26 protein-coding genes are annotated in these 22,513 nt (G+C 70.2%); 17 read left to right on the top strand and 9 right to left on the bottom strand.

Annotated features, from left to right (window positions below; genetic code table 11):
- The first annotated feature begins 81 nt into the window (after positions 1-81).
- Both AC4NN1_RS06180 and AC4NN1_RS06175 read left to right on the top strand, forming a co-directional pair.
- On the top strand, positions 82-318 hold the full coding sequence (locus AC4NN1_RS06180; RefSeq protein WP_336124504.1) for a PLDc N-terminal domain-containing protein: 237 nt from the start codon (positions 82-84) through the stop codon (positions 316-318).
- A gap of 78 nt (positions 319-396) precedes the next feature.
- Positions 397-768, top strand: a complete 372-nt coding sequence (locus AC4NN1_RS06175) for a hypothetical protein (protein WP_018188827.1) — start codon at positions 397-399, stop codon at positions 766-768.
- A gap of 34 nt (positions 769-802) precedes the next feature.
- Here the strand turns inward: AC4NN1_RS06175 and AC4NN1_RS06170 are convergent, their stop codons facing one another.
- The 3 genes from AC4NN1_RS06170 to AC4NN1_RS06160 all read right to left on the bottom strand — a co-directional run bounded on the left by AC4NN1_RS06170 (position 803) and on the right by AC4NN1_RS06160 (position 3,805).
- On the bottom strand, positions 803-1,216 hold the full coding sequence (locus AC4NN1_RS06170) for a MarR family winged helix-turn-helix transcriptional regulator (protein ID WP_018188826.1): 414 nt from the start codon (positions 1,214-1,216) through the stop codon (positions 803-805).
- 190 nt (positions 1,217-1,406) lie between these two features.
- Positions 1,407-1,970: a hypothetical protein gene (locus AC4NN1_RS06165; RefSeq protein ID WP_116228558.1), complete on the bottom strand. Its 564-nt coding sequence runs from the start codon at positions 1,968-1,970 to the stop codon at positions 1,407-1,409.
- Positions 1,971-2,146: 176 nt separating this feature from the next.
- On the bottom strand, positions 2,147-3,805 hold the full coding sequence (locus AC4NN1_RS06160; protein WP_491954810.1) for a thiamine pyrophosphate-binding protein: 1,659 nt from the start codon (positions 3,803-3,805) through the stop codon (positions 2,147-2,149).
- A 161-nt stretch (positions 3,806-3,966) separates the two neighbouring features.
- Between AC4NN1_RS06160 and AC4NN1_RS06155 the strand changes: the two genes are divergently transcribed.
- From AC4NN1_RS06155 to AC4NN1_RS06105, 11 genes are all read left to right on the top strand, one after another.
- Positions 3,967-4,308 (top strand): DUF6054 family protein, encoded by a 342-nt coding sequence (locus tag AC4NN1_RS06155; protein ID WP_018188824.1) that lies wholly within the window; start codon positions 3,967-3,969, stop codon positions 4,306-4,308.
- Positions 4,280-5,356: a winged helix DNA-binding domain-containing protein gene (locus AC4NN1_RS06150; protein WP_491954809.1), complete on the top strand. Its 1,077-nt coding sequence runs from the start codon at positions 4,280-4,282 to the stop codon at positions 5,354-5,356. Before AC4NN1_RS06155 ends, AC4NN1_RS06150 begins: the two co-directional genes overlap by 29 nt.
- A gap of 99 nt (positions 5,357-5,455) precedes the next feature.
- Positions 5,456-6,043, top strand: a complete 588-nt coding sequence (locus AC4NN1_RS06145) for an RNA polymerase sigma factor (RefSeq protein WP_336126414.1) — start codon at positions 5,456-5,458, stop codon at positions 6,041-6,043.
- Complete coding sequence (locus AC4NN1_RS06140; RefSeq protein ID WP_256335309.1) at positions 6,040-6,615, top strand: Asp23/Gls24 family envelope stress response protein; 576 nt, start codon at positions 6,040-6,042, stop codon at positions 6,613-6,615. The genes AC4NN1_RS06145 and AC4NN1_RS06140 overlap by 4 nt, the downstream gene beginning before the upstream one ends.
- A 4-nt stretch (positions 6,616-6,619) precedes the next feature.
- Positions 6,620-6,988 (top strand): hypothetical protein, encoded by a 369-nt coding sequence (locus AC4NN1_RS06135; protein ID WP_491954808.1) that lies wholly within the window; start codon positions 6,620-6,622, stop codon positions 6,986-6,988.
- 140 nt (positions 6,989-7,128) lie between these two features.
- Entirely contained in the window at positions 7,129-7,599 is a 471-nt protein-coding gene (locus AC4NN1_RS06130) for an Asp23/Gls24 family envelope stress response protein (RefSeq protein ID WP_311857711.1), read from the top strand.
- Entirely contained in the window at positions 7,596-7,784 is a 189-nt protein-coding gene (locus AC4NN1_RS06125) for a DUF2273 domain-containing protein (RefSeq protein ID WP_018188818.1), read from the top strand. The genes AC4NN1_RS06130 and AC4NN1_RS06125 overlap by 4 nt, the downstream gene beginning before the upstream one ends.
- A complete protein-coding gene (locus AC4NN1_RS06120) occupies positions 7,784-8,179 on the top strand; it encodes a hypothetical protein (RefSeq protein WP_018188817.1) in 396 nt (131 codons plus the stop codon). Before AC4NN1_RS06125 ends, AC4NN1_RS06120 begins: the two co-directional genes overlap by 1 nt.
- Positions 8,176-8,760 (top strand): DUF6286 domain-containing protein, encoded by a 585-nt coding sequence (locus AC4NN1_RS06115; RefSeq protein ID WP_018188816.1) that lies wholly within the window; start codon positions 8,176-8,178, stop codon positions 8,758-8,760. The genes AC4NN1_RS06120 and AC4NN1_RS06115 overlap by 4 nt, the downstream gene beginning before the upstream one ends.
- The gene (locus AC4NN1_RS06110; RefSeq protein WP_491954807.1) at positions 8,757-9,371 is read left to right on the top strand and encodes a hypothetical protein; all 615 of its coding nucleotides are present in this window, start codon (positions 8,757-8,759) and stop codon (positions 9,369-9,371) included. The genes AC4NN1_RS06115 and AC4NN1_RS06110 overlap by 4 nt, the downstream gene beginning before the upstream one ends.
- Before the next feature lie 68 nt (positions 9,372-9,439).
- Complete coding sequence (locus AC4NN1_RS06105) at positions 9,440-9,616, top strand: CsbD family protein (protein ID WP_018188814.1); 177 nt, start codon at positions 9,440-9,442, stop codon at positions 9,614-9,616.
- Between the two features lie 82 nt (positions 9,617-9,698).
- On the opposite strand, the gene efeB is transcribed toward AC4NN1_RS06105, so the two are convergent.
- The 4 genes from efeB to AC4NN1_RS06085 form a co-directional block, all read right to left on the bottom strand.
- Positions 9,699-11,003, bottom strand: coding sequence for an iron uptake transporter deferrochelatase/peroxidase subunit (efeB, locus tag AC4NN1_RS06100; protein WP_491954806.1), 1,305 nt, complete (start codon positions 11,001-11,003; stop codon positions 9,699-9,701).
- A complete protein-coding gene (efeO, locus tag AC4NN1_RS06095; protein ID WP_491954805.1) occupies positions 11,000-12,238 on the bottom strand; it encodes an iron uptake system protein EfeO in 1,239 nt (412 codons plus the stop codon). The genes efeB and efeO overlap by 4 nt, the downstream gene beginning before the upstream one ends.
- Complete coding sequence (efeU, locus tag AC4NN1_RS06090; protein WP_311869855.1) at positions 12,235-13,185, bottom strand: iron uptake transporter permease EfeU; 951 nt, start codon at positions 13,183-13,185, stop codon at positions 12,235-12,237. The genes efeO and efeU overlap by 4 nt, the downstream gene beginning before the upstream one ends.
- A gap of 152 nt (positions 13,186-13,337) precedes the next feature.
- Positions 13,338-14,771 carry a helix-turn-helix domain-containing protein gene (locus tag AC4NN1_RS06085; protein ID WP_491954804.1) on the bottom strand — a complete coding sequence of 478 codons (1,434 nt, stop codon included), beginning with the start codon at positions 14,769-14,771 and terminating at the stop codon, positions 13,338-13,340.
- 110 nt (positions 14,772-14,881) lie between these two features.
- Between AC4NN1_RS06085 and AC4NN1_RS06080 the strand changes: the two genes are divergently transcribed.
- On the top strand, positions 14,882-16,783 hold the full coding sequence (locus tag AC4NN1_RS06080) for a phosphoenolpyruvate carboxykinase (GTP) (RefSeq protein WP_491954803.1): 1,902 nt from the start codon (positions 14,882-14,884) through the stop codon (positions 16,781-16,783).
- 95 nt (positions 16,784-16,878) lie between these two features.
- Here the strand turns inward: AC4NN1_RS06080 and AC4NN1_RS06075 are convergent, their stop codons facing one another.
- The gene (locus AC4NN1_RS06075; RefSeq protein WP_491954802.1) at positions 16,879-18,753 is read right to left on the bottom strand and encodes an ABC transporter ATP-binding protein; all 1,875 of its coding nucleotides are present in this window, start codon (positions 18,751-18,753) and stop codon (positions 16,879-16,881) included.
- 54 nt (positions 18,754-18,807) lie between these two features.
- On the opposite strand from AC4NN1_RS06075, the gene AC4NN1_RS06070 reads away from it, so the two are divergent.
- From AC4NN1_RS06070 to AC4NN1_RS06060, 3 genes are read left to right on the top strand one after another with little or no spacing between them, the layout of a single operon-like run.
- Complete coding sequence (locus AC4NN1_RS06070) at positions 18,808-19,749, top strand: ABC transporter ATP-binding protein (protein ID WP_491954801.1); 942 nt, start codon at positions 18,808-18,810, stop codon at positions 19,747-19,749.
- Entirely contained in the window at positions 19,746-20,627 is an 882-nt protein-coding gene (locus AC4NN1_RS06065) for an ABC transporter permease (protein ID WP_311869861.1), read from the top strand. Before AC4NN1_RS06070 ends, AC4NN1_RS06065 begins: the two co-directional genes overlap by 4 nt.
- Positions 20,624-21,436, top strand: coding sequence for an ABC transporter permease (locus AC4NN1_RS06060; protein ID WP_311869862.1), 813 nt, complete (start codon positions 20,624-20,626; stop codon positions 21,434-21,436). Before AC4NN1_RS06065 ends, AC4NN1_RS06060 begins: the two co-directional genes overlap by 4 nt.
- A gap of 3 nt (positions 21,437-21,439) precedes the next feature.
- Here the strand turns inward: AC4NN1_RS06060 and AC4NN1_RS06055 are convergent, their stop codons facing one another.
- Positions 21,440-22,432 carry an NADP-dependent oxidoreductase gene (locus tag AC4NN1_RS06055; RefSeq protein ID WP_020096708.1) on the bottom strand — a complete coding sequence of 331 codons (993 nt, stop codon included), beginning with the start codon at positions 22,430-22,432 and terminating at the stop codon, positions 21,440-21,442.
- Positions 22,433-22,513: the final 81 nt, after the last annotated feature.

Here is a 22,513-nt window from a genome sequence, read left to right as displayed (position 1 = left end):
GTCGCCTGCGCGGCATCCCGCCGACCATCTGCGACGTCTCGGCGCTCCCACCGTCGGCTCGAGCACCGCTAGGGTCGGGGTGTGAGCGCCCTGAACCCGCTGGTCCCGTCCGGATACGACATCGTCTGGTCCGTCATCGCGCTGATCGCGGCCGTGCTCATGGTCGTCGCCCTGGTCTCGCTCGCCCGGTCGACGCGGCGGTTGACCTCGAGGCAGGCGCTGGCGTGGGTCCTCGTGGTGCTGCTGGTCCCGGTGGCGGGTCCCGCCGCGTGGCTCGCGATCGGTCGACGAGCAGGGATGCCGCGCCGCGAGGCGTGAGCCGCGCTTCCCGAGCGCGATAATCGAGCGAGCGGTCTCGCCCCGGCATCGCCTGTACCACCTACCCGAGGACGACCCATGGTGTTCCACAGCAAGGCCACGCTCGAGCACTGGGTGGCCGAGTTCATCGAAGCCCGAAGCGCCGGGGAGGAGATCCGCGTCGTCGTGCAGGACGGGTCGGGCGGAGAGGACACCGGACTGGTTCTGATCCCGCTGGAGAACGCACCGAACCAGGTGTGGATCGAACCTCGCGACGAGGGTGACGATCTCAGTTGGCACGTGTTCATCCAACCCGCCGAGCGGACCCTGGAGCTGACCAGCTTCGAGCTCAACGCCCTCACACACGAACTTCAGATCGCAGCCGAGCTGTGCGCCTTCCTCCAGGAGAAGTCCCTCGGGCACTCCGAGCCGGAACCCGCCGCGGAGACCGAGTCATCCTCGGCGGAGTGATCACCGCTCCGCGGAGCGCCTGCGAGGAACGAGGTCAGGCTGCGATGCTTCCCTCGACGGCATCGGTCACCACTTCGAGGAACGCTTCGATGTGGTTGATCTCGGACGGGCTGAGACGCTCCACGGCGGCCTCCATGAGCTCGTCCAACTCCTCGAACGTGGTGCGCATCTCCCGTTTGGCGAGCGGCGTCGCCGTGACCGAGACGGCCCGTCGGTCGCCGGCGACCTCGTGCCGCACGATCCGGCCGGTGCGTTCGAGCTTGTCGATCATGGCGGTCACCGATGCGGACGAGATCCCCAGATGCTGGATGAGCGCGTGGGGCCTCGCGGCGTGATCGCGCTGCTGCATCAGGAAACGGAGTGCCGCGAACTCGTTCTCGCTCATACCGAGTGAGCGCCGGGCGCGGGTCAGCATGTCGGACTCGGCCACGCGGTAGCGCCGCAACATGGCGAGGACTCTTCGGGCGTCGTGCCGCGCGACCCGAGGGGTCACATCGTTACCGTTCATCGCGCTCCACTCACGCCGCTTGGCTGAGGGCAACAGTAGTGCGCGCACCGCGCTTCTCCCCTCCCGTAGCGCGGGGCGATGCCACGTGGTAGCCCTCCCCGGGCAGGCCGCAGTCGAGGGCTCGATCGATTCAGGAAGGTATCGGAGCGGGTTCGGCGATCGATGTGAGCCCCCGAAGGTAGTGCGTTCCCACGAGCACCAGAGTGATGGTGCGAAGACGGTATCCCAGGGGCTCGTCGTGCCACGTTGCGTCCGGTCGCACTTCACGCATGTAAAGCCAGGGTGGGATGACTCCCTCGAGGACGCCGATCCACATCGCGTCGTACTTCTTGTTCCGTTCTACTCCGAACAGTTGCCCTGGACTCGCCAACGATGCGAGCAGGCCGGCCGTTGTGCCGAGCTCCACATCTCGGTCGCTTCGGGGTTGCGCAGGTGGCCACTCGGGCTGTGTGCGTGCGAATGCGGACTCGAAGGTCACATCGCCACGCACACGGTGAACCTCGCTGATCCGGATCGCAACGTGTCCGTCGAAAAAGCCGCCATCCATCGTCTGATGAACGAGCACCCAACGCCTGCCGACGCTGACGATGAAGCCCTTGACCGTCTGCGACGGGCGGGACACGCGGTCGATGACGACGAGATCGGACCCGCCGATAGCTTCGCGGAGCTTGCGACGGATGGTCTTCTTGCGCACCTCGCCATCCTCGCCGAAGTCAGGACCTGCCGGAACCTCGTTCCGTCGTTGAGGAGCGCCCAGGCTTCATCCCGCCGCCACCGTTGCCGAGCCGACGCGAAGTGTCGTCTCATCGCCACGACGGGGACAGTTCGCGTCGGCTCGACGCTGCCCGGCTAGCCCTCCCCGGGCGAACGTCACCGCCGCAGGTTCACCTGCAGGATCTCCTCCTGGTAGGGCGCGCGGACGGCGCCCGAGACCCGCAGGTCGAGCAGCAGGAACGGGCGCTCGTCGGCGGGGAGATCGCGCCAGCGCGCGAGTGCCTGCAGGTCGTCGAGCGTCCGCACGATGACCCCTTCCGCGCCGACGGCCCGCGCGAGCCCGGCGAAGTCGACCTCGGGGATCTCCATCGGCCCCCGCGCGAGACCCATGACCCCGTACAGGTGCACCTCGGCTCCGTACGCACCGTCGTTCCACACCACGGCGAGGCCGCGCCCGCGCGCCACCCGGACGGCCGACTCGAGGTCGGCGATCGCCATGAGGCCGCCGCCGTCGCCCGTCGTGAGGACGATCGTCGACTCGGGCCGCGCCCGCGCCGCGCCCGGTACCGACGGGAACCCGAGGCCGATCGACTGGTACGCCGTGCCGATCATCATCATCCGGTCGGGCGAGGCCACCGGCCAGAACATGTTGGCCCAGCCGATGAAGTGCCCGCCGTCCGAGACGACGACGCGATCCTCGGGCAGCAGTCCCGCGATCGCCGCGGCCGCGCTCCGCGGGTCGAGTCGTCCGTCGGGTGCGAGAGCGTCGCCGACGTCGTAGGTCCGGAGCCCGGCGACGTCGACCGCCTCCCGCCAGCCCGACGGCGTCACCTCGAGCTGCTCGAGCTCGTCGGCGATCGCGCGCGCCGCGAGGGCGGCATCCGCTCGCAGGTACCGGCCGACCTGCGGATGCGTCGCCGCGGCCGCCACGTCGACCTGCGCGATCGTGGCGCCCGGCGAGAAGAGCTCGCCGAAGCGCATCGTGAACTGGTTGAGCGACGCCCCGAACACGACGACGACGTCGGCCTCGCGGATCGCGGCCATCGCGCCTTCCGCCCCGAAACCGCCGGTGACGCCCAGGTCGTACTCGCCGCGCGGGAAGACGCCGCGGCCGAGTGCGGTGGATGCCGTCAGTGCCCCGACCGCGTCGGCGAGGCGTCCGAGCTGCCCACCGGCGCCCGCCGTCCACGCGCCGCGGCCGGCGAGGAGGAGGGGGCGTTCGGCTGACGCGAGCGCGCGGGCGACGGCGGACACCGTCGCGAGGGCGTGCGGGCCGGTCGGGGCGAGCGGGGCGGGGAGGACGGGATCGGGCGTCACCGGGATCTCGCCCGCGTCGCGCCCGCCCACGTCGTAGGGGATCGCGAGCACGACGGGGATGCGGAACGACAGGGCGTGCTCGATCGCGATGACCGTCGTGGCCGCGGCATCCGTCCGTCCCACCGTGTAGGTGCGGACCCCCACGGCCGACGCGAGCGAGAGCTGGTCGACGTCCCACGGCCGCGGGCCCGAGGTCGGCTCGTCACCGACGACGAGCACGAGCGGCACGCGCGCCTGCGCGGCCTCGGCGAGCGCGGTGAGGGTGTTCGTGAAGCCCGCACCGTAGGTCGAGGTCGCCGCGGCGAGGCCGCCCCCGGCGCGGTGGTGCGCATCGGCGGCGACGACACCGCCGGCTTCGTGACGGACGGCGGTGAAGGTGACGTCATCGCGTCGTTCGAGGGCGTCGAGGACGAGCGCGTTGCCGTTGCCCATGACGCCGAAGACGTGATCGACGTGGGCGGCGAGGGCGGAGGCGACGTGGGCGGCGACGGTGGGCATGAGAGCTCCTGGAGACGATGACGACGGATGCCGTATATGTCTCGCGCTCCGCGACGATGCGGGTGGCTGCGTGCCCCTTTTCCGAGCACCAGGACCTTCGCGGTCCCGGACGGGGATCAGTATAGGCGCGCGGACCGGGACGTCCGTGGCACACTGCGGTCATGCTGCAGACGATGGAGATCAGCCTCACGCCGTTCGACGCCGCCCGGATCGTGCTCGACCACGTGCAGTCGTCGGGGATGACGGTGGAGTGCGTGGGTCAGCACGCGACCGCTACGGAGGCCGGGCATCAGACCGCGCTCCTGATCTTCGAGAAGTACTACATGCGCACCAGCAGTCGGGCGTCGCTGACGGTCCTGCTCGAGAACCTCGCCGGTCGCACGAAGGCCGTGTTCCGGGGTTCCGGGGGAGGGGAGGGCGCCCTGTTCCGGTTCGACTGGGGGGCGAGCGCCGACTTCGCCGCGAGCGTCGTCGATGCGCTCCAGCCCTACGCGACCGACTGAACCGCAGATGGATGCCGCGCAGATCCGACTCCGTCGACTCCGCTCGCACCTGCTCGTCGAGCCCGCCGCGACCGTCCCCGACGTCGCGCGCCGGCTGTTCGCCGTGCAGGCGCAGGACTTCGCGGCCGGTCGCTGGGCGCTCGGCATCCGCACCTCCGGCGGCCCCGCCGTCGGCGACGTCGATCGCGCGTTCGACGCGGGGCTCCTGGTGCGCGCGTGGACGCAGCGCGGCACCCTCCACATCGTGGAGCCCGGTTCGGTGGGGGCGATCCTCGACGTGACGGGGGAGCGGCAGACGCGGGCGTACGGCATCGACCCGGGAGTGCTCGATCGTGGCGAACGCGTCTTCCGGTCCGCCCTCGCCGCAGAGGCACCCCTGACCAGGGCCGCGTTCGTCGACGCCCTGCAGCGGGACGGCGTCGCGGGGTCCGTCGCTGCGGGCACGCGCATCCTCACCGCCCTGTCGATCCGCGGGGTGCTCGCGCTCGGCCCTGTCGTCCCGCGCGACGAGGGAGTCGCCCGTGAGCAGTACCTCGTCGCCCTCCCGCCCCGCGGCCCGGCCGGCGACGACCCGGCCGTCGATCTCCTCGTGGCCTACCTGCGCGGACACGGGCCCGCGACCGGTGCGGACTTCGCCTGGTGGGCGGGGCTTCCGGCGGGGCAGGCCCGGGGAGCCGCCGAGCGTGCGGGCGACCGCGTCGTGGCCCTCGGCGGGGAGCTCCTCGACGTGCCCGACGAGCCGACCACCGCGGTGCCCGCCCCGGCCCTCCCGGGCACGATCGCGCTCCCGGCCTTCGACGAATACGTCCTCTCGTACGCCGACCGCTCGATCGGGATGGGTGCCGGTGATCGCATGAGCATCGGCCCCACCGTCAACGGGATGGTGCGTCCGGTCATCCTCCGCGGTGGTGTCGCGGTCGGCACCTGGAGCCTCTCGCTCGCGGTGGGGAGCTCCGACATCCCCGCAGCGACCCTGTTCAACGGGCAGTCGGATGCCGGGGTGGGCGACGCGCTCGCACGCGTGGGTGGCTTCTTCGGGCGCCAATAGCGAGTGCGGGGCCGTGGCGCAAGCGGTTCTTCGTGCCGTTCCGCCCGATTAGCGTCCTCTCAAGCCCGCTGATCCTGGCGGCCGTGTCGGAGGGAGTGCATCATCGACTCCCCGCTGCGCGATTCTCCCCGGCGCGACACCTCGTCGCTTCGCGATGCGCCGGACCGGATCCTCGTCCAGCGTGCCGTCGACGGCGACACGGCAGCGTTCGGAGAGATCCTCCGGCGTCACTCCTCTCTCGTGCGCGCCTACGTTTACCGCATCGTCGGGTCGGTCGCCGACACCGACGACGTCGTGCAGGACGCGTTCGTGACGGCATGGAAGCAGCTCCCGACGCTCCGCGACCCGTCGGCCGTGAAATCGTGGCTGATGCGGATCGCCGGCCGGGAGGCGCTCGCCCTCGCGACCCGGAGATCGCGAGAGGATGCTCTCGACGAGGCTGTCCTTCCGCCGTCCTCGCATGCGCAGCCCGAGCGCGCGGCGATCCAGAACGACCGCCTCGCGGCCCTCTCGCGGGCGCTCGACCGACTGAAGGAGGATCAACGCCGATGCTGGCTGCTGCGTGAAGTCGCAGAGCTCAGCTATGCCGAGATCGCAGAAGAGATGAACATGACCGACAGCACCGTTCGGGGACTGCTCGCACGGGCCCGGGCGAGCATCGCGATCGAGATGGAGGGGTGGCGATGAACGACGACGACACTCTCGAGTGCGGCCGCTCCGTCGACGAGCTCAGCAGCTACGTCGAGTCCGGTCGCACGCCCCGCGACCCCCACATCGAGTCGTGCCCCGACTGCCTGAACGTCATCGAGGCCCTGGAGCGGGTCGGCCAGCTCTCCCGGGACCTGGTCGCCGACGATGCCGAGCGGATGCCGCGACCCCCCGAGAGCTGGTTCGAGGGGATCCTCTCGGTCATCCACTCCGAGTTGCGCGCGGGTCGCAGCTTCCCCATCCACCACCCCGACCCCCGCGTGACGATCACGGTCACCGAGGGGGCCGTCCGCTCGCTCGTGCGCTCGAGTGCCGACGAGCTCGACGGGATCTACCTCGGGCGCACCGAGATCGTGGGCGATGCCGAGACCCCGGGCGCCCCGGTGCGCATAGAGCTCACCGCCTCCGTCGCCTGGGGCAAGTCGATCCCCGAGCTCACGGCGAGCCTTCGCGAGCTCGTCTACCGCGTCCTCGCCGAGCACACCGAGCTCAACGTCACCGCTGTCAACGTCGCCGTCGAGGAGCTCCACGGCACAGAAGGGAAGGAGTGACGCCATGACCCGGGTCCCCTCCATCGGTCAGCCCCCCATCGGGCAACCCTCCGACGAGCCGATCGACGCGTCCGCCGGCCAGCCCGATCTCGTCGCCCGCATCCGCGCCGTCGACGGCGTCACCGACGTCTACTCGCCCCGCTCCACCGTCGCTCGCATCCCCGGTCTCATCGCCGCCGCCGCCGGCGCGGACGGGGATCGCATGGCGGAGGTCGCCGTGACCGTTCGCGATGGGATGCCGCTGGTCGCCGCGCGGATCGCAACCGCGTCGCAGGACAACACCCCGGATGCGGCCCGCCGCGTGGCCGACGCGCTGATCGCGAACACCCCGGACGACGCGCGGATCAGCATCCAGATCGCCCGGATCCACTGACGCCGAGAGCGGTCGCAGAACTTCTCCGAACTTTTTTGTGACGAATCGGGACGCCCGGCCCTCTTATGTACGAGGCCGAAAGCAACGGCCCGCGACGCACCCACGGTGCGTCGGAAGATCGTTCGAGAAAGAGGAGAACCATGGCTACCGAGACCCCCGCGACCACCACCCCCGCCGTGCCCGGCGCACGCGTCGACCGTTCGCTGCCGAAGGCCGACGAGACCTCGTCGTCCACCGCCGGCACGACCGTCATCTCCGACGGCGTCGTGGCCAAGGTCGCCGGCATCGCCGCTCGTGAGATCCCCGGCGTCCACGCTCTCGGTGGCGGCGGAGCACGTGCCCTCGGCGCGATCCGCAACGCCATCAACGCCCAGGACCTCGGTCAGGGCGTCAAGGTCGAGGTCGGCGAGACCCAGGCCGCCGTCGACCTGACGATCGTCGTCGAGTACCCGACCCCCGTCCACCAGGTCGCCTCGCAGGTCCGTGACGCCGTCGCCGGCGCCATCACGCGCCTCGTCGGACTCGAGGTCGTGGAGGTCAACGTCACCGTCGACGACGTCCACATCCCGGGCGACGAGGACGAGCAGCACGAGGAGTCGCGCGTCTCATGAGCACCACGCTGATCGGCGCCCTGACCGGCGCCATCCTCGCCGTCGTGGGCCTCGCGTTCGGGTTCTGGGGATTCCTCCTCACCGCCCTGTTCATGGCGATCGGCGCCGTCGTGGGCCGCATCGCCTCGGGCAAGCTCGACGTGCGGGCCGTGACCGACGCCTTCACGGGACGGCGCACCTCCTGATGCGTACCGACACCGACGGAACGGCGGGCGGCGGGTCCTCGCGACCCGCCGCCGCGGCCCCCGGCGTCGCCGGCCGTACCGAGGTCGCCGAGCGTGTGCTCGTCGGCATCGCACGGGCGGTGTCCGCCGATGTCATCGGCGTCCCGCGGGGCGAGATCTCCGTGGGTGTCGCCGACCGACGGGACGGCATGGCTCTGAAGGTATCGAGCCCTCTCCCCGTCCCCGACCTCGATGATCTGGATGCGGTGCGGAGCACCGTCCCCGTCCTCGAGCGCGCCTCGCAGATGCAGGAGCAGCTGCGCGAGCGACTGACCCACCTCCTCGGGCGCGACATCGCCCGAATCGACGTCACCGTGACCGGTGCCCGGACCCCGGAAAGGAAGCGTGTGCGATGACCACCCCTGTGCTGCGTCGCGTCGTGCGCCGCGAGACCCACTCGCCGCGCAGCGTCGCCTTCGCCCTCGTCGTCCTGGTCGCGATCATCCTGGCCCTGTACGTCGCCGTCGAGCTCGTGCTGGCCCTCGCGGCCCAGCCCGCACTTCTGGTGCGCCCTGTGGCGGCGCTGGAGTGGCTGGCCGGACTCCCCGGCAACGCCCCGGTGGCGGCCGGTGTCGCCGGGGGGCTCGTCGTGGCCGCGATCGGGCTGTGGCTCGTGGTCCTGGCCGTCGCGCCGGGCCGTCTGTCCAAGCACGAAGTGGATGCCGGTGGCCGCGTCGCCGTCATCGACAACGGCGTCCTCGCCGCGGCGCTCGCCCAGCGGGTGAGCGACGAGATCGGCGTCGCCCGCGACCGTGTGACGGTCGGGGTCGCCCACCGGAGCGTCGACGTCACCGTCCGTCCCGGAGCCGGCATCCCGGTCGACAAGACCCAGGTCACCTCGCTGGCCGATGCGGAGATCGCCGCGCTGAAGCTGGCGCGCCCTGTTCGCACCCGCGTGCGGATCGCGCGCCCCGACGATGAGGAGAAGGCGGCATGAACGACACCAACCGTGCACTCAACCGCACCGTCCTGATGATCGTCGGCGTGATCCTGCTGATCGGCGGGGGCGCGGCGGCCACGGCGGCGGCCCTCCCGGCCGTCGGCGACGTGTGGACCTCCTCCGGGAAGGCCGCCGTCGACGCACTCCGCGCCGCGGGCGACGCCACCGCGATCCCCGGCACCGCGCTCAGCTGGGCGGCCATCGGTGCGGCGGTCATCGCGATCGTGATCGCGGTCGTCCTCTTCGCCAGTCTCACGACTCTCGTGAGCCGGCGTTCCCGCACCGTCCTCCGCTCGAGCGGCTCGCAGACGCCGCTCGGCCGGGTCACGATCACCGAGGGCTTCGCGGCGGACGCCGTGAAGAATTCCCTCGCCCGTGAGGGCGACGTGGTCGCGGCATCCGTCACTGCGCACACGGTCCGCGACGAGCCCGTGCTCCACGTGAGCATCACGGCCCGTCAGGGAGCCGACCCCCGTCGCGTCGTCGATCACGTCGATCGGCTGATGGACGGCCTGGCAGTCGTGACCGGCGCAGACACCGCCGCCTACATCTCGATCCACGGCGGCCTGCGCAGCAGGTTCGCCTCGGACGCCGCGCGGGTCAGCTGATCCACCGATCGAACCACCGGTCCAGGCACCGGTTTCCCCCCCACCACCGATAGAGAAAGGAGACCCTCATGGGACTCGACGACAAGATCAAGAACGCCGCTCAGGACATCGCCGGCAAGGCGAAGGAAGCGATCGGCAAGGCCACCGACAACGACAAGCTCGTTGCTGAAGGCAAGGCCGACCAGACGAAGGCCGACGCCAAGAAGGCCGGCGAGAACGTGAAGGACGCCTTCAAGAAGGACTGACCTTCACCACTCGCGCTGTTCGGGCGCGCGAGTCGAGCGGGGAGCACACGGGGACTGTGCTCCCCGCTTTCGTGTGCCCGGGTCAGGCGAACAGTTCCGCGCCCACGTACGAGCCGTCCCCCGCGCCGCGGGGCACCGCCCAGATGCCCGACGCGATGTGACGCACGTACTCGTTCATGAGGTCGGTCGACAGGGCGCGTTGGAGCGTCACGAACTGGTCCGGGCTCCGTTGGTACGAGAGGAAGAACAGTCCCGCGTCGAGGCGGCCGAGGTCGGTGTTGCCGTCGACGTAGTTGTAGCCGCGCCGCAGGATGCGGATGCCGTTGTTCAGGTCGGGATGGGCGAGGCGCACGTGCGAGGCCCGGTCGATCGCGGGGGCACCGGCGGCATCCGTGGTGCCGAAGTCGGGCGCGGTCGTCTCGACGCCGCCCGAGAGCGGAGCGCCCTGCGCCTTGTCGCGTCCGATGATCCGCTGCTGCTCCGACAGTCGCACGCGGTCCCACGTCTCGATGAGCATCGCGACCTTGCGGGCCACGAGGTACGAGCCGCCGGCCAGCCACGCCGGAGCGTCGTCCTCGGCGACCCACACGTGGTCGGCGAGGGCGCTCGTGTCGTCCGCGAGGATGTTCGCCGTACCGTCCTTGAAGCCGAAGAGGTTCCGCGGCGTCGCCTGCGCGGCGGTCGTCTTCGAGGTCTTTCCGAAGCCGAGCTGAGACCAGCGCAGCCGCGCACGCCCGAAGGCTATCCGGCTGAGGTTGCGGATCGCGTGCACGGCGACCTGCGGATCGTCGGCGCACGCCTGGATGCAGAGGTCGCCCCCCGAGACGGACGGGTCGAGGTCGTCGCCGAGGAACGCGGGCAGTTTCGCGAGGCCCGCCGGGCGCAGCCGGGCGAGCCCGTACCGATCCTCGCCGCTGTCGGTCGAGAACAGGGTCGGGCCCAGGCCGAAGGTGATCGTGAGGCCGGATGCCGGCAGCCCCAGCGCCTCACCGGTGTCGTCCGGCGGCGCCTCGGGCGACCCTCCGACGGCGCCGCTGGCACTCACGTCGAGACCCTGCGTCATCCGTGCCGCCGCGTAGCTCCAGTCCTTCAGGAGCGACTGCAGGTCGTCCCGGCTCGAGCCCGCCATCATGTCGAAGGCGGCGAAGTGCAGGTGGTCCTGCATCGGTGTCGTGATCCCCGCCTGGTGCGTCCCGAAGAAGGGGTGGACGGATGCTGCCCCCTCCTGCTCCGCGCGCTCGCGCCCGACCGCGACGCCGATCGCGGAGCCCGCACCCGCGCCGAGCGCGAGGCCCGCGGCGCCGACTCCTGCGGCGAGACCGAACAGGCCGCGCCTGCTGAGCGACGGGCGGGCGGTCTCTTCTGAGGGCGAGTCCTCGGTGCTCATTGCAGGACGGTGGAGGTCAGGCGGGACAGCGGCTCGGCCAGCGCGTTGATCAGGTCGGTCAGCTCGCGCTTGTCGTCCTCGGTGAGGGTCTTGTAGGCGACGAAGCCCTTCTCGAGCGAGCCGTGGGCGGCGAGGGCGGCATTCAGGTCGTCGTAGCGCCGCGCGATCTCCGTCGAGAGCGTCTTCCCATCGGATCCGGCGGCCGACGCGAAGTCACGCACGAGCGAGAACGCCATCTTCGAGCCCTCGACGTTCGCGGCGAAGTCCGACAGGTCCGTGCCCGACCACCAGTCCTCCTCGCCGCTGATCTTGCCGGTCGCCACCTCGTCGAGCAGGGCGATCGCGCCATTGGAGATCCCGGCGACGCCCTGGGCGTCGAGCGCCTTCTGGAACGCGTCGGAGTGGACGTAGTCGTTGAGTTCGCCGACGTCCGCGACCAGCTTGTCGCCGTACGTCGCCCGTTCCTCCGTGGTCGACGGAGCCCAGTCCTGCCATGCCGGCGTCTCGCCGTCGGCGTTCAGCGCGTCCTTCTCCGGCACCCACAGGTCCTTCTCGATGCGGTGGAAGCCGGTCCATTCGAGGCCGTCGGCCACGGCATCCACTTCGCGGTAGTCGATGCGCGGGTCGAGGTCGCCGAGGGATTCGGCGACCGGCTCGATGCGCTCGTAGAACGCGCGCACCGTCGGGAACTGCGCGCGCGCCTCGTCGTCCCGCCCCGACTCGTAGGCGGTCGTGAAGGCGTCGACGGCGGGGACGAGCTGCTCGACCTGGTCCTTGACGAACGCGGCATAGAGGTCGACGGCCTTCTGCTTCTGCTCGGCGTCGTCGCCGGTGGCGGCGACCGCCCCGCCGGTGACGCTGAAATCAGCGCGCCCGACGCCCTCGCCGACCATGCCCGGCTTGCAGAGCGTCTTGTACTTCCCCGGCTGCGCGACGACGGTCAGGGTCCGCTCGGCGCCGGGTGAGATGTTCTCGACTTCGCCGATGATGCGCAGCCCGTCCTCGGCGAGCAGGTAGAACTCGCTCACCTGGGAGCTCTTGTTCGACACCGCGAAGGTCAGCGTTCCGCTCTTCGCCGTCGCCGTCGAGACGTCGCAGGAGGTATCCGTCGAGGTCACCGTGAGGGCGTCCGTGCTCGTCGCGTCGGTCTTCGCGACGCAGCCCGAGAGGGCGACGGCGCTGACGGCCACGAGGGCGAGGGCGGCATGCGCCGTGGTGAGGCGGGGGCGGGTCATGATGCTCCTTGGGATGCGTGACGGGATGCGGAGGTGCCGGCGGATGCCGCAGGCGCAGGACGCGGGCGCGGGAACAGGCCTCGGACGAAGAACGTGCCGACGACGGCGAGGTAGAGCCCCCAGGCGATCACCTGCAGCCAGGTCATCTCGGGCATGAAGCCGACGGTCGCCTGGAGGAGCGCGGCGATCGCGCTGCCGGGAGGGAGCTGCGCGCTCAGGTCGAAGGCCCAGCCGAACGGGAACCCGGCGACGCCGACGCCGACGCCACCGGTGACGGGGTCGATGGTCGCGGCATCCGAGAAGGGTCCGGGGAGGGCGCCCGCCTCCTGCAGGTCGTGGAAGGCGTAGGCGAGCACACCCGCGGCGACGACGACGAGGAAGCCGCCCGTCCACGCGAAGAACCGGCGGAGGTCGAGACGCACGGCGCCGCGGGCGAGCAGCCATCCGAGGAGGACGGCGACGGCGAGGCCGAGCACGGCGCCGAGCCAGCCCGGGCCTTCCTGGCCGGCGGTCTGCACCATGGACCAGAGGAAGAGCGTCGTCTCGATGCCTTCGCGAGCCACCGACACGAACCCGATCAGGACGATCCCCCAGAAGCCGCCCATCGCGAGTGCGCGATCGATGCCGCTTTCGAGATGGGAGCGCATGGTGCGCGCGGTCCGCTGCATCCAGAAGATCATCCAGGTCACCATGCCGACGGCGAGGAGGGAGAGGAGGCCGCCGAGGAGCTCCTGGGCCTGGAAGGTGAGGGCGTAGGCGCCGAAGGTGAGGACGGCGCCGATGACGAGGACGAGCGCTGCCGCGAGTCCCACTCCGGCCCAGAGCTTCGGGAGGACGTCGCGGCGGTCGATCCGGACGAGGTAGGCGACGAGGATGCCGACGACGAGCGCGGCCTCCAGGCCTTCGCGGAGGCCGATGAGGAAGGGAGGGAGGAGCGAGGCGAGCACGGGATCTCTTCGGGTGTTCGGGAGTGAGGCCGGTGCCCGCTGCCCCGTCGCAGCCCGTCCGCGGGACCTGCTGCACGTCGTCGCAGATTAGGTTAGGCGAACCTCACTCGCGAGAGCGTACACCCGCCGCCCGGCGGCGCTCAACACGGCGTTCAGGCGTGTCGGTCCAGGAACGCGTAGACCTCGCCGTCGTCGACGCCGGGGAACATCCCCCGCGGAAGGGGCGAGAACATCTGCATGTGCACGCGGGCGCTCGGCCATGCCTTGCCCTTCCACCGTTCGGTGAGATCGGCGTCGGGTCGCCGGCAGCAGGCTTCGTCGGGGCACGTCGAGGCCGCCCGCTTCGGCGTTTCGCGCCCGCGGAACCAGCGTGCGTCGTCGAAGGGCACCCCGACCGTGATCGAGAACTCGCCCTCCGTAGTCGAGCCGGTCTGGCTCGAGCACCAGAACGTCCCGCCGGGGGTGTCGGTGTACTGGTAGTGCTCGGTCGTCCGGTTCTGCTCCGCGAACGCGGACCGCGCCGCGAATCTGCGGCAGACCACCTGCCCCTCGACCGATCCCGTCACGTCCATCGGCAGTGGCAGCCCGTCGTTCTCGTAGACGCGGTTGATCGCGCCCGCCCCGTCGACGCGCAGGAAGTGGAGCGGGATGCCGAGGTGCTGCGTCAGGAGGTTGGTCATCCGCATCGCGGCCGCCTCGTGGGTCACGCCGAATGCGTCGCGGAAGTCCTCGACGGCGAGGTTCCGGTCCTTCTTGGCCTGGGCCAGGAAGGCGACCGACGCGGTCTCGGGCATGAGGCAGCACGCCGCGTAGTAGTTGATCTCCAGGCGCTGCTGCAGGAAGTCGGCGTAGTCGGTCGGCGGGGTGTGCCCGAGCAGACGGTGCGCCATCGCCTGGAGCGCCATCGACCGCAGGCCGTGGCCGCCGGGGATGGATGCCGGGGGCAGGTAGATCCGCCCGTTCTCGAGGTCGGTGACCGATCGTGCGGAGTGGGGGAGGTCGCTCGCGTAGATGAGTTCGAACCCGAGCTGCTCCGCCATGATGCTGACCGTGCGGTGCGTCAAGGCGCCAGTGGAGTGCCCGGCGGCTTTGAGCTTCTTCTCGGCGAGCTTCTCGATGTCGGGCAGGTAGTTGTTCTGCTCCCGCATCCGCAGGCGCAGTTCGGTGTTGGCGCGGCGGGCTTCTTCGGGTGTCGCGATCGATTCGCGTTCGCGCCGCTCGAGTTCGCGGTGGAGCGCGAGGATGCCCTCGATCGTCTCGTCCGACATCGTCTTCGTGACCTTCACCGGGGCGACGCCGAGGCGGCGGAACACGGGGCTCCGCTGCGCACGCTCCAGGTCGAGTTCGAGGGCGGCGCGGCGGTTCGGGGGCTCCGTGGAGAGCAGGTCGGTCACGTCCGTGCCCGTCGCCGTCGCGATCGCCTGCAGGATCGACAGCTTCGGCTCGCGCTTGCCGTTCTCGATGAGGCTGAGCTGGCTCCCGGCGATGCCCACGAGCGCCCCCAGTTCGTCGAGCGTGAAGCCGTGGGCGGTCCGCTGATGCCGGATGCGGTGGCCGAGGGTCGAGAGCTGGAGGGGCGTCGCCATGAACTTGATGCTATCGAAAGAATCGCACTTCTTGACGCAGAGAATTGCGAAAAGAGTGGGCTGTTGGGGCGCACAGTGGAGGTACGCCCACCCCGACCGAGGAGCGCCGAATGGCCATCGCAGACCTGTTCACCCGCCCCACCCGTACCGGCTCGACGCCGATCGTCGCCCGCTCGACGCCGGCGCCCACCGGCATCCGTCCCGCCGTCACCGGAGAGGGCATGGCGGCCCTCCACGCGTGGGTCGACGAGATCGCGGCGCTCACGCAGCCCGCCCGCATCCACTGGGTCGACGGCTCGGCCGCCGAGAACGACGCGCTGCTGCGCCAGCAGGTCGATGAGGGCAAGCTCATCAAGCTCAACCCCGAGTGGCGTCCCGGGTCCTACCTCGCCCGCTCGCACCCGAGCGACGTCGCCCGCACCGAGGGTCGCACCTTCATCGCCTCGGAGCGTGAAGAGGATGCCGGGCCCACCAACAACTGGATCGCGCCCGACGAGATCCGCGCGACCATCACGCCCCTTTTCGAGGGCAGCATGCGCGGCCGGACGATGTACGTCGTGCCCTTCTCGATGGGCGCCGTGGGCGGCCCGCTCTCGCACATCGGCGTTCAGGTGACCGACAGCGCCTACGCGGTCACGTCCATCGGCATCATGACGCGCGTGGGCGCCGAGGTGCTGCAGCAGATCGCCGACGGCAAGCCCTGGGTCAAGACCGTGCACTCGGTGGGCGCGCCGCTCGCTCCCGGACAGCAGGACGAGGCGTGGCCCTGCAACGACGAGAAGTACATCGTCCACTTCCCCGAGACGCTCGAGGTCTGGTCGTTCGGCTCCGGCTACGGCGGTAACGCGATCCTCGCCAAGAAGTGCTTCGCGTTGCGGATCGCGTCGGTGATCGGCCGCGACGAGGGCTGGCTCGCCGAGCACATGCTGCTCATCCGCGTCATCGACCCCGCGGGCAAGGCCTACCACGTCGCCGCAGCGTTCCCTTCGGCCTGCGGCAAGACGAACCTCGCCATGCTCCGCCCGACCATCCCCGGGTGGCGGGTCGAGACGCTCGGCGACGACATCGCCTGGCTGCGTCCGGGTGAGGACGGCCGCCTCTGGGCCATCAACCCCGAAGCCGGCTTCTTCGGCGTCGCGCCGGGGACGGGCGAATCGACGAACGTGACGGCGGTCGACACTCTCTGGGGCAACACGATCTTCACGAACGTCGCGCTCCGTCCCGACGGCGACGTGTGGTGGGAGGGCCTGACCGACGAGGCGCCGGCCGAGCTCACCGACTGGGAGGGCAAGCCCTGGACCCCGGCATCCGGTCGTCCCGCCGCCCACCCGAACTCGCGCTTCACCGTGAGTGCGGGGCAGTGCCCGCAGATCGCCGCGGACTGGGATGCCCCCGAGGGCGTCCCGCTCGACGCGATCCTGTTCGGCGGACGCCGTGCCACCAACGTCCCGCTGGTGGTCGAGGCCACCGACTGGACCCACGGCGTCTTCATGGGCTCGAACATCTCGTCCGAGCGCACCGCCGCCGCCGAGGGGCTCGTCGGCGAGCTGCGCCGCGACCCCTTCGCGATGCTGCCCTTCTGCGGCTACAACATGGCGGACTACTTCGGCCACTGGCTGAAGGTCGGGCAGAAGCTGCGCTTCGACCGGGCTCCGCGCATCTTCCAGGTCAACTGGTTCCGCAAGGGCTCGGACGGGCGCTTCCTGTGGCCCGGCTTCGGCGACAACGCCCGCGTCATCGACTGGATCATCCGCCGCATCGACGGGTCGGTCGGCGCCGTGGACAGTCCCGTCGGGCGCCTGCCGAAGACCGACGACCTGAACCTCGCGGGGATCGAGGTGCCGCAGGCCGATCTCGACGAGCTGTTCGCGGTGGACCCGGCATCCTGGCTCGCCGAGGCCGACCTCACCGAGGAGTTCTACCGGACGTTCGACGGCAAGGTCCCGCCGGCCCTCTACGCCGAGCTCGCCGCCCTGCGCTACCGCCTGCAGCGCGCGCAGCAGGAGGCCTGAGCCTCCCGCACCAGGCGTCGACCCGACGAGAACTGCTGTTCCCGGATGCCGGGAGTCGCAGTTCGCGTCGGGTCGCGGTGCGTTCGGGGGAGCCTTCAGACCAGCAGTTGGCGGGCGGCGAGGTCGCGGTAGAGCGGCACGTCGCGCACGAGCTCGTCGTGCGTGCCCCGACCCACAACGCGGCCGTGATCGAGGACGACGATGAGGTCGCTGTCGACGACCGTCGAGAGCCGATGTGCGATGACGACGAGCGTGCGACCCGCGGCGACCGCGTCGATCGCTTCGCGCATGCGCTGCTCGTTGAGGCCGTCGAGGGACGATGTGGATTCGTCGAGCAGCAGGATCGGCGGAGCGGCCAGCAGTGCCCGCGCGATGGCGAGGCGCTGACGCTCGCCACCGGAGAGCATCACGCCCGCCTCTCCCACCGGCGCTTGCAAGCGCAGCGCCGAGCGCTCCAGGACCTCGGTGAGGTTCACGGCCTCGAGCACGCGCTCGCAGTCCGCGTCGGTCGCGTTCGGGGACGCGAGGCGCAGGTTGTCGGCGATCGTGCCCGCCAGGGTGGGGGCGTCCTGTTCCACGTAGCCGAGGCGGGCGCGCAGCGACAGGCGGTCGAGCGCGCGGGCATCGATCCCGTCGATGAGGATCGCGCCGGCGGTCGGGTCGTAGAAGCGCTCGATGAGCGAGAGGGTCGTCGACTTGCCGGCCCCGGACGGGCCGACGAGTGCGACGCGGGCTCCGCGCGGCACCTCGAACGAGACGCCTCGGAGCACGGTCGCCTCAGGTTCGGGCTCCGACTCCTCGGGGAGGGGCGCGCGGGCGTCGGCGAGGGTTTTGATCGCCTCGTCCTGCGCGCTCCGGCGGGCGCGGACGACCGCTTCGGGATAGGAGAAGTGCACGTCGCGGAACTCGATGGCGGCCGTCGAGTCGGCGGACGGCGAGGCGGCGGATGCGGCGATCGCGGCATCCTCGGCCGTCTCGTCCGGCAGGTCGAGGACCTCCTGGATGCGGCCGAGCGCGCCGAGCGCCTGGTTCACCGAGGTGATCGCGCCGAAGAACGAGGCGAGGGGCTGCACGAGGAAGAAGAGGAACATCACGAAGACGACGAGCTGAGCGATCTCGATGGCGCCGGATGCGACGCGGAACCCGCCCACGCCGAGCACGACGAGGAGCGAGACCTGCAGGGCGATTCCTGCGACGGGGACGACGACCGCCGAGGCCTTCGCGACCTTCACGCCGGCGTCGTAGGCCTCGCTGGCCGTCGACGAGATGGTGCCCTGCTCACGGGCTTCCGCGCCAGAGGCGCGGATCGTGCGGATCGAGCCGATTGCCCGCTCGACACCGGAGGCGAGCGCGCCCACCTTCTCCTGCTGTTCGAGCGTGGCCCGACGGATGCGGCCGCTCAGCACGACGACGACCGTCGCCGAGGCGCCGATGACGACGACGATCAGCAGCAGCAGGATCGGGTCGATGATGAGCATCGCGATGATCGCGCCGACGAAGATGAGGGCGTTCCCGATCGAGTCCGCGAACCCTTGCGTGAGGACGGCGTAGAGCAGGGTCGTGTCCGTGCCGACCCGCGATACCAGGTCGCCGGTGCGCCGAGCGTCGTACTCCTGCACCGGCAGGTGCAGGAGCTTGGCGATCAGTCGGCGACGGCTCGAGTAGACGACCGCGGTGCCGGTGCGCTGCAGCAGGTAGTGCTGGAATCCGCCGATGAGCGAGGACACGACGACGAGGCCGACGAGGACCCAGACGAGGATGCCGAGGGCCTGGCCCGCCTGCACCCGGCCGATGACGTTCCCGACGAGGAGCGGCTGGATGAGGGTGGCGACCGCTTCGAGCACGCTGAGGACGCCGACCACCACGAGAACACGCTTGTGTTCGAGGAGGAAGGGGACGAGCTGACGGAGGCTGGCGCGGGGGCCGTCGTCCTTCGAGGGGCGGCGCAGACCGCGGCGAGGCGTGGACATCCCTCTATCTTCCTCCGTCCTGACGGTGTCCCCGCCCGTCGATAGTGTGGTCCGGTGCCAGAACCCGTGATCCGCGCCGAGAAGCTTGTGAAGGCCTACAAGAGCAAGGGCAAGCCCGACTTCGTCGCCGTCGACGGACTGTCGTTCGAGGTCGCACCGGGGGAGTCCTTCGGTCTGCTCGGCCCGAACGGCGCCGGTAAATCGACGACGATGAAGATGATCGGCGCCGTGTCGACCCGGACGAGCGGGAACCTGTCGATCCTGGGGCTGGACCCCGACCGGCACGGCCCCGAGATCCGTTCGCGCTTGGGCGTCGTCCCGCAGCAGGACAACCTGGACGGCGAGCTCAACGCGCGCGAGAACCTCTACATCTACGGGCGGTACTTCGGCCTCCCGGGCAAGGTGTGCGCCGAGAAGGCCGATGAGCTGCTGGCGTTCGCCCAGCTCGAGGACAAGGCGAAGAACAAGGTCGACCAGCTCTCCGGCGGGATGAAGCGCCGCCTGACGATCGCTCGCGGGCTCATCAACGACCCGCGCATCCTGCTCCTGGACGAGCCCACGACGGGCCTCGATCCGCAGGCGCGGCACGTGCTGTGGGATCGCCTGTTCCGTCTCAAGGAGCGCGGCACGACGCTCGTGCTGACGACGCACTACATGGACGAGGCCGAGCAGCTCTGCGACCGGCTCGTCGTCGTCGACAAGGGACGGATCATGGCCGAGGGGAGCCCGGCCTCCCTCATCCGCGAGCACTCCAGCCGTGAGGTGCTCGAGGTGCGCTTCGGTTCCGACCGCAACGAGCAGGTCGCCGCCCAGCTGCAGGGTATCGGCGACCGCCTCGAGGTGCTGCCGGACCGCATCCTCGTCTATGCCCACGACGGTGAGGCCGCCCTCGAACGGGTCACCTCGTCGGGCCTGCAGCCGATGACGAGCCTCGTCCGTCGGTCCAGCCTGGAGGACGTGTTCCTCCGCCTCACGGGGCGGTCGCTCATCGAATGAGCGAGACGACACAGGCAGCGCAGCCGACGCTCGACGAGCTGCGGGCAGAAGCGATGGAGTGGGGGCGCAAGCCCCGTCGATTCGGCAGCTGGTACGTCACGGAGCACATGGTCCGGGCGATGCGCGCCTACGGCTGGACCATCGTGGTCGGAGCGCTCGGGCAGCCGGTTCTGTATCTGCTCGGCTTGGCCGCCGGCCTCGCCGCGCTCATCCGGACGCCGATCGACGACCGCGGCGTGCAGGTCGACTACCTCGTCTTCGTCGCACCCGCGCTCCTCGTCACGGCGGCGATCTCCGTCGCCTCCGAGGAGATGACGTACCCCGTCATGGCCGGGTTCAAGTGGCGACGGTACTTCTTCGGGTTCAACGCGTCCGCCCTGTCGAGCCCGCAGATCGCCAACGGCGTCATCATCGGCGCGGCCGCCCGCATGACGTTCGCGGTCGCGGCGTACTACCTCTTCATCTGGCTCCTCGGTGCCCTCGGCATCGGGTGGACGACGGTGCCGAACCCCGAGACCGGGTGGATCGCGATCCCGGCGGGCATCCTCGCGGGCCTCGCGTTCGGCATCCCGCTCATGGCCTACGCCGGCTCGATCGAAGACGACAAGGGGCAGTTCGCGCTCGTCCAGCGCTTCATCTTCATGCCGATGTTCCTCTTCTCGGGCACCTTCTACCCCCTCGAGACGCTGCCCGTCTGGCTGCAGTGGATCGGGTGGGTCTCGCCGCTGTGGCACGGCGCCGAGCTCGGTCGCCTGGGTACGTACGGCGCCGCGGTGCCGCCGGTCATGGTCGTCGTCCACCTCGGGTATCTCATCGTGCTGACGGGAATCGGCTACCTGTGGGGTCGGAAGGTCTTCACCGAGAGGCTCGCGAAGTGAGCGCTGTGACGGCCGAGCGGGTCGGGGGAGTGCGTGCCCTTTGGGCGGGCAACCCCGGCGCCGTCGTGCAGCGCGGATTCCTCGCCGCTCGATCCTCGAGCTGGGCCGTCGTCCTGTCCGGTTTCTTCGAGCCGGTCTTCTACCTCGCGTCGATGGGTCTCGGGCTCGGCAAGCTCATCGGCGACGTCCAGACCTCGCAGGGGATCGACGTCAGCTACGCCGCGTTCATCGCGCCCGCCCTCCTGGCCGTCTCCGCGATGAACGGCGCGATCTACGACTCCACCTGGAACGTCTTCTTCAAGCTGAACTACGGCAAGCTCTACGAGGGGATGCTGGCCACGTCCCTCGGGCCCCTCGATGTCGCCCTCGGCGAGATCCTCTACGCGCTCCTGCGCGGCCTGCTCTACGCGACCGGTTTCATGATCGTCATGCAGGTGCTCGGGCTGAACCTCGCCTGGACCGCGATCCTCGCGATTCCGGCGGTGCTCCTGATCGCGTTCGGCTTCGCGAGCTTGGGAATGGCGATCACGAGCTACATGAAGACGTTCCAGCACATGGACTGGATCAACTTCGTGCTGCTGCCTATGTTCCTCTTCTCGGCGACGTTCTACCCGATCACCGTCTACCCCGAGTGGGTGCAGTCGATCGTCATGGCACTGCCCCTCTGGCACGGCGTGGAACTCCTCCGCGGGCTGACCCTCGGCATCCTGTCGGTCGACATGCTCTGGCACGTCCTCTACTACGTCGTGATGATCGCGATCGGCCTCGTCTTCACGACGAAGCGCCTGCGCGCACTGTTCCTCGACTGAGGATCAGCGGCCGGACTCCATGACCTCGCGCGCCTTGCGGATGCGACGCGGATTCACGGGATGCGTCGCGAGGACGACCTTGCCTCGGGAGTGCAGCTTCAGCAGGTCGTCGTACGCCTCGGCGACGTCGGCCAGCGGATAGAAGCCCGAGACGAGCACGTTCACGGCGCGCTTCTCGGCGAGATCCACGACTTTCCGAAGCTGATCCGTCCCGTGCGCGACCGCATCGGGCTCGTCCGAGAGCAGGGCGACCTCGCGGTCACGCCGGTCGGCGCTCGAGCGGAACTTGCCTGCCGGGACGCCCAGCGCCTCGGCGATGTCCTGTCCGTCTTGGCCGAAGTTGTCGATGTAGGCGCTGACTCCGTCGGGGGCGAGCGCACGGATGCGGTCGACGATCCCATCGCCGTACTGCACCGGCTTCACGCCGAGCTGTCGCAGATAGTCGAAATTGCGGGCGCCGCACGTTCCGATCACGCGGGCGCCGCGATGCATCGCGATCTGAGCCTCGACGCTTCCGACACCGCCCGCGGCAGCCGAGATGACGACGGTGTCCCCGGCACCGACCTTGAGTTCGTCGAGGATGTCGAGGGCCGTCGTCCCGGCCAGGTACAGCCCGCCCGCCGTCTCGAAGGTCACGTTCTTGGGCTTGCGGACCAGGCGGTCGACCGAGATCGTGAGGTGGCTGGCCTGGGCGCCCGAGCGGAGGTGGCCGACGACGTCACTGCCCACGGGGAAGCCGGACGTCTCGGGCCCGACCGCGATGACGGTGCCTGCGAAGCAACTGCCCGAACGGCGCGGGAACTCGTCGTCCCATTCCTTCTCGGCGCCCGAGCGGACGAAACCGTCGATGTGATTGAGGCCCATCGTCATGACCTCGACGGTCACCTCGCCCTGGCGGGGCTCGGCGAGGGGGCGGTCGACGAGATGCAGCACCTCCGGCCCGCCGGTCTGGTCGTACTCGACGACCGATGCCTGGGTGACCTTCTTGATAGCCATGGTCCACTCCCTCGTGTGCCTGTGAGGCCGACGATAGACCCGCCTCGTGCCCGAGGGGAACTCTTGACAGAACGGATGCCG

The sequence above is a fragment of the Microbacterium sp. MDV22-iso44 genome (genome assembly GCF_058629135.1).
This window is presented reverse-complemented; position numbering and strand designations above follow the sequence as displayed.